We start from the raw sequence: 15,128 nt of genomic DNA, 5'->3' as shown, positions 1-15,128 counted from the left end.
CTGATTATATAACTAATTCATTATACCATTTTATGCACTTTTTTTCTATCTTTTTACATGAAAGTTTCAATACACTCAAATATAAACACTTTCGAACGTATATGTTGCATAAATATTCCCATATTTTTATTTTTGAAAGTCTAACATGGCCTCATTTAATCGATTCATACGGAACGTTTCCACCACATCAATCATAAAGCGTTCATCATGGATAGGATTCACATCCATTTTGAATAGGTGTGACGTACAATGACAATCACTGCAACCAAAGCCTTTCACCTCGTCTACACTAATCGCCTTCATTGCCTTCGCCAATTCACATTCTAAATCGCTGGAGCTGCGAATCGGTAAGGCTGCTACAACAATGCTGATACTTCGCAAATAGTCCAGGTGCCAATGTTTCTGTTTCCGTTTCCGTTTATGACGTTCTATGCGTTTTTCTAAATTCGCTTTCGCTGACCCTACATAGATATAATACCCAGCTTCAAAGTGCATCTCTCCCTTGCTACCGATCGTTAACGTTATCGGTTCTTCCACCTGCAACACCATGAGGTAATCCCCTCGGTCCTCCGCTTCTCGTTGCACCGCTCCATCATTGTACAAGCACTCACGTACCACTATAGGTTTAGTAAACTCTGGTGTCCACTGCAATGCCATAGCCTTCCAGTCTAATTGTGGTGCTACCTCAATAAATGTCTTCGTAAATTCTAAATCCGTGTGAAAGTCTGGAGAAAACCACAAAGCTCGTTCCCACTGCACTAAGAACAGAATCCCAGTACGATATCCTTCTTGTTGTAATTCTTGCAAGTGAAGTAGGTGTTTTCGACCACGCTCCGTCACCGCATCAGGAAACATCGCTCCTTGATCACCAAATAAGGTGCAGGATTTTACTTCCAATAAAAAGTGTTCTTCCTTGTCATTTTTAAGAAGCAAATCAAAACGACTATGACCCACCGTGTACTCTCGTCGTAGCACTCGCCATTCTTCCCATCCAGGAATCAGTTGTTCCTCGATCATATACTCTGCCATGTCATTACAATAATTAGTGTCCAACATGATGGGTACACCATCACGTTCAATACCGATGACACGATATTGCGTTTTCGCACCTTCTTTTGGATGATGCACCACATACATCTTCACCCCTACAAAGAGGAGCTCCCACATGCGACCTGGATTTGGCAAGTGAGCTGCAATCATCTGTCCCTGTAATTCTAAATGGACAACAAATCGGTTGGGTCGCTCTACAAAGGTGGCAACCTGTACATTTTCATATAAAACTTTCATATATATCCTTTTCTTACTATTACTTTATATAGGGTAGCATTCTTGCTTCTATACTACCTAACCATATTTCTCTAAAAGCCATTGTCGCAAATAAGCAATACTTCTAATAACTCTATCTAAAGGTATCTTTCGTGGCAAATAGACACATACAAATCAGATTTCCTGTATTAATTTATCTATAAACTAGAATTATATATCATATATATCAAGATTGTTATATGCTAAGATTCATACTTAGCACTAACAAGCAAGTTCTAGATACATAGTATACTCCATACATGTCATGCATGCTACACACATACTACAGTCCACTCCTATGTAACCTTCACAACATATACACTATTCTGTGGATAACCATGTGGGTATCCTGTGTCTAATCTGTGTGTAAACTCCAAGTTATTCACTTGTTATCACACAGGATGTGTATAACTATGTGGTTATCTTGTGTATACTCTGTGTGTAATCGAAGACTAACTTAGATGGCTTTTTATTTTTGTCTTAACTTAATCACTTTTTGTGGATAATTCTGTGTGTAACTTTAAATTTCCCGTGTATAAGCCGTGCATTATTTGTGAATAAAATTCGTTGCCTCAGCTACATACAAGAACCACTTCTTATAGTATACTAAGAGCATAGGCTTTCGCCTAGTCATGTATAACAATTATATAATTTATTTTCATGGAATTGTACGCTAACACAATTTGATGCAAAATACTTGTCATAATTTTATACATACTACTACATAATTTACAAATAGGTATACATTCCTTTCATAGATTGAACAGATATCTTATGGCTATCCAATATCATCTACATTAGGAACAATGCCTACTTTCGTACATAAACATGAACAACATTTACTCAATTTTAAGGAGATACACATGGCACAAGTGGCAGGCAATTTACAACGTATCCGCAATGGGAAACGCACGTACGCGATTACCCCTCGCATACCTGGTGGTTTCGTACAACCACAAATGTTACAAAAATTTATCGACGTGGCAAACACATTCCACGCAACTTTAAAAATTACAGGTGCTCAACGCATCATGATTACCAACCTAAACGCAGAAGATGTGGACAAAGCGTGGGCCATGCTCGGCATGGAACCAGCGCACACCGTATCCAATCGTGTTCGTTCTGTGAAAGTCTGCCCTGGCACGACATTCTGTAAACGGGCAAAACAAGACAGCGTACATTTAGGCATGCAATTAGAACGGAAATACATTTCCAAAGAAATGCCATCTAAAATGAAGATTGGCGTGTCTGGCTGCCCTAACTCTTGCTCCGAAGCAATTACAAAAGATATCGGTATTATCGGTAATGACCAAGGCTGGCAAATCTATGCAGGTGGTAGCGCTGGTGCTCATCCACGCTTGGGTGACTTAATCACAGAAGTAGCTACTGAAGAAGAAGTACTCACTATCATCGATCGCATGATTGCTTACTACAAAGAAAATGCCCAAATCGAGCGTATCGGCCAATTCATTGACCGCATCGGTCTCGATGCATTCCGAGCTGCTGTGTTAGATACAGTGGATTCCCCAACAGTTGCTGCTAAAGCATCGGCTGAACCAGTGGTCAAATTACCAGGTCAAGGTAATGCAGGACTTGCAGAAGCTGCTGCACCTGCTAACGACAAAGGAGCTACTCCACTTTCACCGGGACAACTCATTACAAAAGATACTATCGTTCGTCATATCGTCGACGTATATCCAGAATTGATTCCTATTTTACAATCCATGGGAATGGGCTGCCTAGGCTGTCCTTCTTCCACAGGGGAACCTCTATGGCAAGCGGCAAATATCCACGGCATGGATATCGATGAATTAGTAGCAAAACTCAATGCGGGTCGCAATGTATCTGAAATTGCTATTACAAAAGATTCCATCATTCGTGATATTATAGATATGTATCCACAAACGGTGCCTGTGTTGCAATCCATCGGTATGGGTTGTTTAGGCTGTCCTTCCTCCACAGGGGAACCATTATGGCAAGCCGCTAACATTCACGGCATGGATGTGGATGAACTTGTTTCCAAATTAGAAGTCGCACGAAAAGGAGCTTAACATGTCAGCAGTACTGGGACACATTCATTTCTGGTTATACAAAAAAATTCAGCTTATCGCTGAACGTGAACAAATTATTAAGAAAGAGGCTCAAACTCGTCTTGATGATTTAGCCGATGAGTTATATGCAACAGCTATCGATTTATATGGAAAACCAATTCCTCCAGATCGTCAGTTGGACCGCATCATCGATCACAACAACATCCACGGTTGGTTACAAAACCAATTGCAAACCTCTTCCGTTCGTGAAGCCACTTTCATCAAAGATTTAACGGATTGTGGCGGAGACGACGGTATCGATGCAGTATTAGAAGCGTTCATCAAACAAGGCGCAATGTGCGGTACAGAAGCAAAAGAAAAATTGACTGCTCAAACAGCACCTGCCATTTACACAGTGATGCAAGACTACTATGTGAACGGTATGCCTTGTGACCCAAGTGATACTGTGATCGAGCAAACCGATACTACCTTTAGTTGGTACGGAAATCACCAAAATCAAATTTCCTATTGGAAAACAGCCGGCGTAAATCCAATTATTATGGCCGCTGCCTTCCAAGCATGGTTCAGCGCTTTCGTGAGTCACGTAGCACCGGACTTTGCATTCTCTGTAAATCTTGATGGTGATATTCCTGTATATACAATTGCAAAAAGCTAAGTAGCTTATCCTTTTTTATATTATATATAGCAGCACACTCGCTGCAGTAATTGACTTTCACCGCTGTGAAAGTCCCCAGAATAGGAGGTTCTACTATGGCAGGAACTGTAAAACAAGAACTAGGTTTAATTTTTGATGGTCCTAATTACAAAATCGTGAAAAAAGGCGGCGTCGCTGGTGATCAAGTGGAAAAGCACAATCACCCAGAGGCTAACGTGATCTTCACTGTAGTTAAAGGTAAAGTGAACGTATTCCTTAACGAAACAGAATCCCATATCTTAACACCAGGCGAAGTATTGCACTTCGACGGCAACAACTACATCCAAGCTACATTGGTGGAAGATAGCGAGTTCGTTGTAAACCTAATTCATAAATAAGCTCATAATAAAAGGTGTGAATCCATGCTAGTCATTAGCATTGGGTTCACACCTTTTTTATTATCTACCTACCAAATTAACTCAACAATTTTTTCTATTGGTGAATTAGGTAAAATAGGTCGAAACTCTTCATGTGGATCTAATTTTTGCTCTCCACCATCTCCTCGTAGCTCTGTGATAGTATAAGCCTTTCCATAGCGACTAACTAAAATATGCCCCCATACTTCACTACCTTCCTTAGTAACTATCTTTACCCATACATAGGCATTCTTACCATACTTCTGAACTGTGTCTTTATCAATATAATATGATGTCCCATCTATAGTTCCCATATAAGACAAGTGACTTGCTGACAAAGACGTAGCACTTCCTAATGAGATCAGCAACACAGCCAATAGTAACACTCTTTTTAACATATCTGTTCCTCCCTTACTACCACGCTAGTCTCTTGAATCTATACCTTAAGAATACCATACTATGTACAAAAAAATAACCCCTAGGTCACATGACCTAGGGGCTTTTTTATATCTTATTTGTTGATGCGTTCTACTACTACTGGAGTTAAGTCGATAACTTGGTTACCTTCTTTAACAGCACCAGCAGATGTTGGATTAGCTACTAATACATCGATATCTTTTTCTTTCGCAATAGCTTGAATTGCTTCTGCTACTTTTTTATCCAATGGAGCTAATGCATTGGCTTCTTCTTGGTTATACTTTTCTTGAATGCTACGAACATTTTTATCGAAATATGCTTGTTTTTCAGCATCTGTTTTGAAGTTGTTTAACTTTTTGAATTCACCTTCTAATTTAGGGCCGTATTCTGCACGCAATTTATCGATTTGCATTTGAATAGCACCAAAACCATTGTAGCCAGTGTAGATAGCTTCTTCGTTAATTACGCCTACGTTAGCAGCGTTAGATACTGTAAAAGCACCAACAACAGCTAGTGCACCTAAAGTTACAATTTTTTTAGTTAAGTTCATGTATAAGCCTCCCTATGAGAAATATTTTCATCTATTTATCTAGTATAGCAAAGTTATTTCTATTTAGCAAATTACCTTACATCTTTACTATACCCTATGTATGTGAAAGTAACATGAAAATTATTGTTCTTCACTTACATATACATATTCTTCTTTTTTCAATTTGCTGATAATTTCTGGCACCATGCCGATCAAACGATCGAAACCAGTATATTTAGCAGACCCTTTGATATTGAATAATTCAATACGTTCTCCTTTGATGACAAGCACTGCTGTTGGCTCAACTTTCGCTCCGCCACCACCAGCTTTTTGGCATCCACCTAAACCAAGAGATACGTCAACGAATGGTACAATCGTAGTATCGCCTAATTGTACAGCTTCACCTACTACGGTTTCCACACGAATCATTTCTTTAAATTGTTCAAATAAAGGCTCTAAATTGTCTTTTAAATTAGTAAGTTTAGTATCCATCATGACCTCCTATGATTCTTCAACTTCTGAAAGTTCTTTATTTTGCACTTTGCTTACGACGACGATACTGTACAAATGCTTTTACACTGTCCATCAGACACTCTCTGACTGCTTTTTTTACAATAAATAGAGTTCCATAGAATGCAAACACTCCTAATTGCATACGCCCTTTTACCGTTAAGCTACCTGTATAGGCAAACTCTGTATAAGAAAAATTTACTTGTTCCACTTGTTTTGGGCATAATGTATAGGCAGCCGCGGTGATCAGCCCCATTTCATAAGGTCTAGGGATTCCAAAATCACCTTCTAATTGGAACACTCTAGGACTCGCATGACTAGCACATTGCTTACTAACGGTAAACAATGCTTCATAGAGTTTAGGGTTTGATACATGTTTCCACCACCAATAGGTTGGTAAGTCTTTTGTATCTTCTTTCTCTTCTGTTGTTTCTTCTTGCAACGATGTAGATTCTACTGGTTCAAGTACCTGTCCATTGGCATCAAATCGAACAGATTGCACGGGTTCTGGCCCTGAGTATCCAGATAACGGATACGAATCTGGCTCGTCTAGTACTTCTTTTGTGTCTACATCTTCTTTACTGTCTGTCGCTAACGGATCTAGTTCTTCTTTTACCCTACGATTTAACCAATCTTCATAATCACGGGCAGAACCAACTTTCATAGACCCTAATACATAGACCTCCTTAAACAAGGGATGCCCTTGCTTATACGCAAGATGTACCTTCAATACACGATACATCCACTCTAATCGGAAGTCAAATTCATAAGGTTTGCGCGAACTTACTTTCAGACTATATGTGATAGGAATACATAGAATGGCTATGATGAAAGCTATTACTAACAGCAATAGAATCATCCATAGTGACACGATACCACCTACCTTTCAGTATGTTATACGATATACATACTTAAATTATAACATTCTTTGCCCTTAATGCTCAATACCAAGACGAGCTTCTACACCTTGATCATAATAATGACGGTACGCCTCCATGACGGTGACTAAGTCCGCTTCATCCAATAACCATTGAGGAGCACCACGGCCAGTAAATACGAGTTCAACATCAGGATTGCGAGCCGCTAGTAACGCGCGCCCTTCTGCTTCATCGATTAAACCGAAAAATAGGGCCATATTGTATTCATCTAAAATGACAATATCAAAATCTCCCGTAGCCACAGCTTGTAGAGCTCTCTCTTGACCGATGTGAATCAAATCTTTGTATTCTTGTGGGGGTTGCCCTTTAGGAAAGACCACCACATCATCCCCCCATCGGCGCAACTCTTCTTCGCTTTTCATACCTTCTGGAATGATAAAGAATGGTTTTCCTACTGTTTCTACTGTGATAGGCTCTAATTGATCTAATACGGCATGTTCTGAATATACCTTAGATTTCATAAATTGAAGAAGCAGCACTTTCTTGCCTACTCCAGCCGCACGTACGGCTAGACCGATGGCTGCGGTTGTTTTTCCCTTGCCATCACCTGTATAAACTTGTACATAGGATTTCATAATTGCCTCCTATTGAATGGGCAAAAACAATAATGGATCTGTAGCCACACCATTCACACGCACTTCATAGTGAACATGACTACCCGTACTTTTACCAGTACTTCCCATGAGTGCAATGGATTGTCCTTTTTTCACAGTCATTCCTACTTGTACTAGGAGCGCTGAATTATGCCCATATTTTGTCACAAATCCATTGCCATGATCGATTTCTATTTCATTACCATAGCCGCCATTATACCCTGCATAGGTCACAGTACCTGCCGCAGTGGCTACAATCGTAGTACCTACATCGTTAGCGATATCTAAGCCTTCATGGAAAGCTCCTCCACCGTACACAGGGTCTTGTCGTGCCCCAAAAGTAGAGCTAATAACGCCTTTGGCGGGCCAAATGGATGGCATATGACTATTGGCATCCGCCGCATCGCCCTCCGTAGCTAACATAGATTGCAATTCTCGAATATCTTTACCCACTCCATCTTTAAGAACATTGTAGAGAGTATACATAGATACCAGACGACGTTGTGCTTGACGGTCTAAGCTAGATATACGAGCAGATAATTGGGTTGTTGTGAAAGTCTTATTTACGCTTTTGGGAGAAGGGTCCTCTTTCTCTTCTTTGCTTTGAGTGCTACCATCTGTTTTTGGTACTGTACCCGACTCTGTACCTTTAATCATATTTCTAATATTTTGATCTAACTCATCCAAAGTCTTCATTTTTTTATCTAAGACTTCTACCTTTTGATCCAATAGTTTTAATTGCTCTTTTTGTAATTGATTTTCTTGGCGTAATTGCAAGACTTCTACTTGTCGTGCAATCCCCCAGATACCAAATCCTAGCAAAATCACTAAAATAGCAATGACTATAATGGCTATGGTCTTAATGTTCTGTTTTGTAAACCGCAAATTCCAGTCATCACCATGTTGCTCTAGATGTGACTGCAACCACTTAGGTATTTGCATATAACATCCTTTCTATGCTGACACAGAAGAACTAGCTAACACATCTCCATTACTTCGTTGTCCCATAGCAGATTGCAAGCTAGCTAATTCTTCTTGTGAAAGACTGGCTAAACTTTTACCATTCACAATTGGTTTCGTAAAAATACGTGATTCATTTCTTCCATACACACTAGAAATAACAATACCATTGAAATTGCCATCTAATAATGTTAAGGAAAAGGATAATTCATTACCAATGTTTTCAAAGGCATTATATTTCACAAATCCAATATGCTGAAATGTTTGTGCCTGTGTAGATTGAATCACTTTTTGTTCTGATAAAATCGTTTGCCAAGTGCTTGCCATATCTCGTAATTCTTTCACTTCAATGGCAAGGCGTCGCTCAATACTCTGACCATTTTCGCCATCCATAAAGTATCGATAGCGCTTGGTTAGGCGACTCACTCGGATATGTAAACTGAATGCATGTAATACTAGCAGTACAATAATCCCTGCTAATACCCATGGTAACCAAGGTAATAGTTGTTCTAACACAATAATCCTTTCTATTCTAATTCATGTTCAAATGGCTTGATAGCACGTTGTAAAATGCCATGCAAAGAGGCTATCAATACACCGTAGTTGACGATAGGAACCCCTTGCACAGAGGCTACATCAATACGACGTAATACCTCTCGACGTGTCAACATACAGCCACCACAATGAATGATAACATCATACTTAGATACGTCATGAGGGAAATGTCCACCGCTGGTCCACTCTAGTTCTAAGTCTGTATATCCTTTTGCTGTTAGCCATCTCGGAATTTTTACGGTTCCAATATCTTCACATTGTTGACGATGTGTACAACCTTCACTAATCAACACTTTGGAGCCCGCTCGCAATTGGTCTATAGCATGTACACCTGCCACTAAATCTTTTAATTTCCCTTTAAAGCGCGCCATTAAGATAGAAAAACTTGTTAAACCTATCTCCTCCGGCACAATTTGACTCGCCGCCTCAAAGGCTTGGGAGTCAGTAATGACTAATTTTGGTGGCTTATGTAGTTGCTCCAACGTCGTGGCTAGTTCTTCTACTTGGCACACCATAGCCATACCGTGATAGTCCAAAATTTCTCGAATCATTTGCACTTGTGGCAAAATAATACGACCTTTTGGAGCTGATTCGTCAATAGGACATACTAACACAAATACATCTTTTTCTTCAATATAACCGCCTAATAAAGATTGTACATCCTCATCGACAGGTTTTAATTTGCTTAATGCCTCTAGCAACGTCATGCGATTTGCTCTATCGTTGACATCTGCTATTACTACCTGCGACGTATAAGGTTGTAATTCTCCATGGAATTTGACAAATTCAGAACCTTTGTTCCCTCCTACTTCATTGATGACCACCAACGTAGGTATATGGCTACTTTGTAGTTGTTGTAACCAATCTATATCTTCTGGTATGGGCTCAATATCTGTACGCAACATATACACGGCTAAATTCATCGTTGGCAATACTTGTTTCGTTTTTTCTACCCGCAATAAGCCTAATTCCGATGTATCATCAATACCTGCCGTATCTACAATCATCACAGGCCCTAATGGCAATAGTTCCATCCCTTTAGACACTGGATCCGTCGTAGTCCCCGCAATGGGAGACACTAAGGAAATCTGTTGCTCTGTTAGCGTGTTAATCAAGGTAGATTTACCTGCATTACAGCGCCCAAAAAAGCCTATGTGCAAGCGATTCCCTCTAGTTGTTTCTAATACCATAGACGTCCTTTCTATTCGCTTTCAATATAGCTAATTAAACGCATCAATTCTTCTTCACTTTTGAAAGAAACCTCGATAGTACCTTGAATTTTTTTCGTATTCTTTAAACGAATATCTACTGGAGTTCCTAAACTATCTTTCAATCGTTGCATTAACTTGCGCAACTCCGCCGTTGGTTGAGGCTGAGTCGATGTTAAGCGTTTCTTGCCAGCCTGTAGCTCTTTTACTAGTTGTTCGACTTGACGGGCATTTAAATCTTTTTCCTTAATCCGTTCTAAGGCTTGTAATTGTAAATGTTCTCCGTCTAGCGCCAATAAGGGTCTTGCTTGCCCTACCGTTAGCATACTTGTTTCTAACTCTTGTTGTAAAAACTCCGGCAATTGCAATAATCGCACAATATTTGCTACATAAGAACGACTACGGCCTACGGTCATAGCAATTTCTTCCTGTGTTTTTTTGAAAGTATCCATTAAGTACTGATATCCAAAAGCTTCTTCGATAGGGTTTAGATTTTGCCGTTGCAAGTTTTCTACTAAAGCAATTTCACTCACTTCTTCTGTCGTATAGTCACGGACCACCACAGGAATTTTAGTCAATCCCGCTTGTTGGCACGCACGCCAACGACGTTCACCAGCTACGATTTCATAATGGTCATCTACTTTGCGAACCGCAATAGGGGCAATCAATCCATGGGCCTGAATCGATGCCACTAGAGTTTCCATATCCTCTTCTGTAAAGCGCTTACGAGGCTGATTCGGGTTAGGTTGTATTTTAGTAATATCCAGTTCATAGCCACTTCTATGACCGTCCTTAAAAGAACCAGACAATCCAAAAGATCCTAATCCTTTACCAAGGCCACCTTTTGTTTTTTTAAGCTCCACGCTCAATTACCTCCCGTGCTAAGGCACAATATACTTCAGCCCCTTTAGACCGCTTATCATAGATAACTACTGGCAATCCATGGCTAGGAGCTTCTCCCAATTTCACATTTCGTGGTATCGTTGTGCTGTACACAGCATCGCCAAAGTAATTCGTTACTTCCTCTGCCACTTGTACCGCTAATTTAGTTCTACCATTATACATGGTCAGCACAACACCTTCTAATTCTAACTCTGTGTTTAGTTCTTCTTGTACTAATTCGATAGTCTTCACCAATTGGCTCACACCCTCTAAGGCATAGAACTCTGTTTGTATAGGGATTAATACGCTATTAGAGGCGGTTAAGGCATTGATTGTCAACATACCTAAGGAAGGAGGACAGTCAATAATAATATAGTCATAGTCATCTACGATAGGTGCCATACATTGTTTCAACGTGTAGCCTTTGTCTTCCATCGCTACTAGGTCTACCTCAGCTCCTGCTAAATCGATGGTTGTGGGTGCAATCTGTAATGTATCTATCACGGTGTTTTCTATAATATCTGTGATTGGTACTTCATCCACAAGCATTTCATATACACCTTGTGTGATCTCTTCTTTATCAATCCCTAGACCACTTGTGGCGTTCCCTTGAGGATCTAAGTCTAATAAGAGCACTCGTTTCCCTTCTACAGCCAAACAAGCGCTCAAATTAACAGCAGTTGTCGTTTTACCAACACCGCCCTTTTGGTTGGCTACGGCAATAATTCTAGCCATGATTTCACCTCTTTCTTATCGTCTTATCACATTATAACATAGATTGTTGTGTTTTTTATGAAAGACACCCGTATTTCCTCATCTTTTTTATATATTTTTACTGTTTCACGTGAAACAGAGCAACGTTTATGTCATCCCATATATATTTCATTCATTGTTTCACGTGAAACATTATATATGCAATCTATAAGAATTCCCTACTATACCTTCTCATAGTACCTCACAAGCTATAACATACATAAGCACTAGATCACCCTCCTACGGGCTAGTTATCTTTTTAACTACGATATACATCAACATACCCTTTAATTGTTCTATACACCTATGACCTTATAGTAATGTTTCACGTGAAACACTGTACCTATTGTCCGCTTAATTGTTTCACGTGAAACAATCTAGCAATCTATTGGATAATACCCCAAAGAAACTTGTATATACTTCCCAAAAATAATATCTATTATAGAACAAAAAAGGAACGTTGACCTAATCTGTTCAACGTTCCTCTCTAGTCTGTAACACATGATGTCACATGTCACTTATATTTTTATAATATTGTCATACTATTATTTATCAGATAGTATCTCTTTATGCTATCTAATGCTCAATAGATTTTTATAGTAATTAATATGTAATAGTTTTTATGGCATCTGACACCTAATTACTTTATGCTATGCTATGCGATGCCATAGATAGAAATTGGTATTACTCATCACCCAATAGCCCTTTTACGATATTCACCGCAGAGATACCATCTTTCGCATAGGAATCAGCTCCAGCTTCATCTGCATAGGCTTGGGACAATACCGCACCGCCTACAAGAACCTTCGCATTGACGCCAGCTTCACGTACTGCCGCAATGGTTTCATTAATCATCGGCATCGTTGTAGTCATCAAGGATGCTATACCGATAATTGGTGCATTGTGTTCTTTCGCTGCTGCAACGATTTCTTCTGGAGATACATCTTTTCCTAAGTCCACGATTTGGTATCCATTGTTTTCTAATAAAGCAGACACGATGTTTTTACCTAAATCGTGAATGTCACCCTTTACTGTAGCTAAGATAATCGTCGCTTTCTTCTCTGCAGTACCTTCTGGTAACACTTCCTTAATCGTTGTGAAAGCCGCTTGCATCGTTTCTGCAGCTAGCATAACTTGTGGCAAGAACGCTTTACCAGAGCCGAACTTTTCACCAACTACTGCCATAGCATCGGATAAACCTCTACGAGTCACCTCTAGTGGATCTAGGCCTTGTGCTAAGGCTTCCTTTACCAACGGTACAACCGCTTCTTTTTCACCTTGCTCTACGGCATGTTTAATACATTCAATCGGGTCATCACTATGGAAGGCTTCCGCTGCAGCTTTCACTTTTTTCGTCACCACTGCGTTTTCATCGTCATCACCGTACTCAGCAATGAAGTCCGCCGCTGCTGGGTCAAATCCCATGAAGGTACGACCTGTAATGAACGCTTTTCGTACGATTTCATTCATTGGGTTCATGATAGGGCATGTCAAACCGTTGCTCAATGCCATCGTCAAGAATTGTGCATTCAAGTACGCCCGTTGTGGCAATCCAAAGGATATATTGGACAAGCCCATCACCGTTGGGAAACCAAATGTTTCAGCGTAGAGTTTTAATGTTTTTAAGGTTTCTCGTGCTGCATGTTGGCTACTTGCTAAGGTCAACACCAATGGATCTAGCAATAAATCATTTGGTCGTAATCCATAGTTATATGCTTCTAAGACGATTTCTTTTGCTAAAGACACACGCTCTTCTGCCGTTTCTGGTAATTCTTTTTTACCTAATGGCAAGCATAATAACGCTGCGCCATAGCGTTTTGCTAATGGTAATACCGCTTCCAATTGCTCTGGCTCTGCGTTCACAGAGTTCAACAATGGACGACCTGGATAAGCTTTCAAACCTGCTTCCATCGCCACTGGATCCAATGTATCGATGGATAAAGGAACCTCCACAAGCATCGTTAATTCTTCGATAGCTCGTTTCATCGTTTCCCCTGGATCAACGCCTGTGACACCCATGTTCACATCCAACACGTCTGCCCCTGCTTCTACTTGGGCTAAGGCATCTTTTTTCACCATTAAGAAGCTACCCTTGCGGATTTCTTCCGCTAACACCTTACGTCCTGTTGGGTTTATGCGTTCCCCAATGATGATTGGTTTTTCTTGTAAACCTACTTTCACTACGCTAGTTCGGCTTGTGAAAGCAGTAAACGGTTCTACATATGGTCGTTCTGCTGGTGTGTGTGCTCGTGCTGCTTTAGCGATGGCCTCGATATGTTTTGGTGTACTACCGCAACAAGCGCCTAGGTAGGTCGCCCCTGCATCGAGGAAACGAGGCGCATATTCGCCCATTTCTTCTGGTCCCAATGGGAAGATCGTTTCTTTCCCTACGAGTTGTGGCATCCCAGCATTTGGCTGAATGCTGATTGGCAAGTTCGTTACCGCTGCCATACGTTCTACGAGCGGCAATAATTGTTCAGGTCCCAAGGAACAGTTAATACCTACAATATCTGCTTCCATAGCATCCATCAAGATCGCTGCTGCTTCTGGTGGTGTACCTGTGATGGTACGACCATCTTCACTGAAAGAAAACTGACAGATGATTTTCACATCGTCTTTTGTTTTTCCTAACTCTTCACGAGCATCTTTGGCACCCAATAAAGCAGCACGCATTTCTTGGATATCGATGATCGTTTCAATAATCAGGTAATCTACACCGGCATCGATAAGGGCTCTTGCTTGATCTTTGAAAGTCTCATAAATTTCATCAAATTGGGCTACCCCTAATGGTGCCATAAAGCGACCACTAGGACCCATATCCCCTGCAATTTTCGCATTCGGATTAATCTTATCACGAGCCGCTTGTGCGACTTTCACAGCGGCACGATTGATTTCATCCATACGATGACCCAATTGGTATTCATCCAGTTTTAAAACTGTCCCACCAAAGGTGTTAGTCGTAATAATATCGCTACCGTGACGTAAATATTCTGCATGGATATGCTCCACCACGTCCGGATGTTCTACGTTAAATAATTCTGGACAAGCCCCGTCACCAAGACCTGCCGCCTGCAGCATGGTACCCATGCCGCCATCTATAATATATACCATATGTCCCTCACTTATGTATCAGGCACATTGCTCGCCCAAGGCAATATACTTCACATGGGTATGCATCTACTCTTCCCTGTAGGTTCATACACCATATTACTTATCTATACATCTAATTATTATTCTTAATCAAAGTTTTTTTGTTAGCATCTTACAGTTATCAGTATGATATAAAGTACCTCTACAGCAGCTAAGCCATACACAACTACTATAGAAACTTATACTGATTAACACTGTATACCAATGATAGTATTACTAATAGTTAT

At 40.3% G+C, this 15,128-nt stretch carries 15 protein-coding genes; 3 read left to right on the top strand and 12 right to left on the bottom strand.

Annotated elements, in window-relative coordinates; translation table 11 throughout:
- Positions 1-126: 126 nt before the first annotated feature.
- Positions 127-1,287, bottom strand: a complete 1,161-nt coding sequence (gene sfsA, locus EO116_RS03740) for a DNA/RNA nuclease SfsA (protein WP_127160693.1) — start codon at positions 1,285-1,287, stop codon at positions 127-129.
- A gap of 881 nt (positions 1,288-2,168) precedes the next feature.
- Between sfsA and EO116_RS03735 the strand changes: the two genes are divergently transcribed.
- From EO116_RS03735 to EO116_RS03725, 3 genes are all read left to right on the top strand, one after another.
- Entirely contained in the window at positions 2,169-3,356 is a 1,188-nt protein-coding gene (locus tag EO116_RS03735) for a DUF1858 domain-containing protein (RefSeq protein WP_127160692.1), read from the top strand.
- Between the two features lies 1 nt (position 3,357).
- Entirely contained in the window at positions 3,358-4,011 is a 654-nt protein-coding gene (locus tag EO116_RS03730; RefSeq protein ID WP_127160691.1) for a hypothetical protein, read from the top strand.
- Positions 4,012-4,106: 95 nt separating this feature from the next.
- Positions 4,107-4,388: a DUF1637 domain-containing protein gene (locus EO116_RS03725; RefSeq protein WP_127160690.1), complete on the top strand. Its 282-nt coding sequence runs from the start codon at positions 4,107-4,109 to the stop codon at positions 4,386-4,388.
- A 68-nt stretch (positions 4,389-4,456) separates the two neighbouring features.
- Here EO116_RS03725 and EO116_RS03720 read toward each other — a convergent pair whose 3' ends face one another.
- The 11 genes from EO116_RS03720 to EO116_RS03670 all read right to left on the bottom strand — a co-directional run bounded on the left by EO116_RS03720 (position 4,457) and on the right by EO116_RS03670 (position 14,862).
- A complete protein-coding gene (locus EO116_RS03720; RefSeq protein ID WP_127160689.1) occupies positions 4,457-4,804 on the bottom strand; it encodes a hypothetical protein in 348 nt (115 codons plus the stop codon).
- 113 nt (positions 4,805-4,917) lie between these two features.
- Entirely contained in the window at positions 4,918-5,373 is a 456-nt protein-coding gene (locus EO116_RS03715; protein WP_127160688.1) for an OmpH family outer membrane protein, read from the bottom strand.
- Between the two features lie 120 nt (positions 5,374-5,493).
- Complete coding sequence (locus tag EO116_RS03710) at positions 5,494-5,844, bottom strand: GerW family sporulation protein (protein WP_127069474.1); 351 nt, start codon at positions 5,842-5,844, stop codon at positions 5,494-5,496.
- Between the two features lie 37 nt (positions 5,845-5,881).
- Positions 5,882-6,733 (bottom strand): hypothetical protein, encoded by an 852-nt coding sequence (locus EO116_RS03705; protein WP_127160687.1) that lies wholly within the window; start codon positions 6,731-6,733, stop codon positions 5,882-5,884.
- 63 nt (positions 6,734-6,796) lie between these two features.
- Positions 6,797-7,375, bottom strand: a complete 579-nt coding sequence (locus EO116_RS03700) for a cob(I)yrinic acid a,c-diamide adenosyltransferase (RefSeq protein WP_127160686.1) — start codon at positions 7,373-7,375, stop codon at positions 6,797-6,799.
- 9 nt (positions 7,376-7,384) lie between these two features.
- Positions 7,385-8,335 (bottom strand): M23 family metallopeptidase, encoded by a 951-nt coding sequence (locus EO116_RS03695; RefSeq protein ID WP_127160685.1) that lies wholly within the window; start codon positions 8,333-8,335, stop codon positions 7,385-7,387.
- Positions 8,336-8,347: 12 nt separating this feature from the next.
- A complete protein-coding gene (locus EO116_RS03690; RefSeq protein ID WP_127160684.1) occupies positions 8,348-8,869 on the bottom strand; it encodes a DUF4446 family protein in 522 nt (173 codons plus the stop codon).
- Positions 8,870-8,880: 11 nt separating this feature from the next.
- On the bottom strand, positions 8,881-10,098 hold the full coding sequence (hydF, locus tag EO116_RS03685) for a [FeFe] hydrogenase H-cluster maturation GTPase HydF (RefSeq protein WP_127160683.1): 1,218 nt from the start codon (positions 10,096-10,098) through the stop codon (positions 8,881-8,883).
- A gap of 11 nt (positions 10,099-10,109) precedes the next feature.
- Positions 10,110-10,979: a ParB/RepB/Spo0J family partition protein gene (locus EO116_RS03680; RefSeq protein WP_240629119.1), complete on the bottom strand. Its 870-nt coding sequence runs from the start codon at positions 10,977-10,979 to the stop codon at positions 10,110-10,112.
- A complete protein-coding gene (locus tag EO116_RS03675; RefSeq protein ID WP_127160682.1) occupies positions 10,969-11,733 on the bottom strand; it encodes a ParA family protein in 765 nt (254 codons plus the stop codon). Before EO116_RS03675 ends, EO116_RS03680 begins: the two co-directional genes overlap by 11 nt.
- A 702-nt stretch (positions 11,734-12,435) precedes the next feature.
- Positions 12,436-14,862: a homocysteine S-methyltransferase family protein gene (locus tag EO116_RS03670; RefSeq protein WP_127160681.1), complete on the bottom strand. Its 2,427-nt coding sequence runs from the start codon at positions 14,860-14,862 to the stop codon at positions 12,436-12,438.
- Positions 14,863-15,128: the final 266 nt, after the last annotated feature.

This window comes from Veillonella sp. VA137 (genome assembly GCF_003992015.1).
In the GTDB taxonomy this organism is placed as follows: Bacteria; Bacillota; Negativicutes; order Veillonellales; family Veillonellaceae; genus F0422.
The sequence above is the reverse complement of the archived record's forward strand: the minus strand, read 5'-3'. Positions and strand labels throughout refer to the sequence as shown.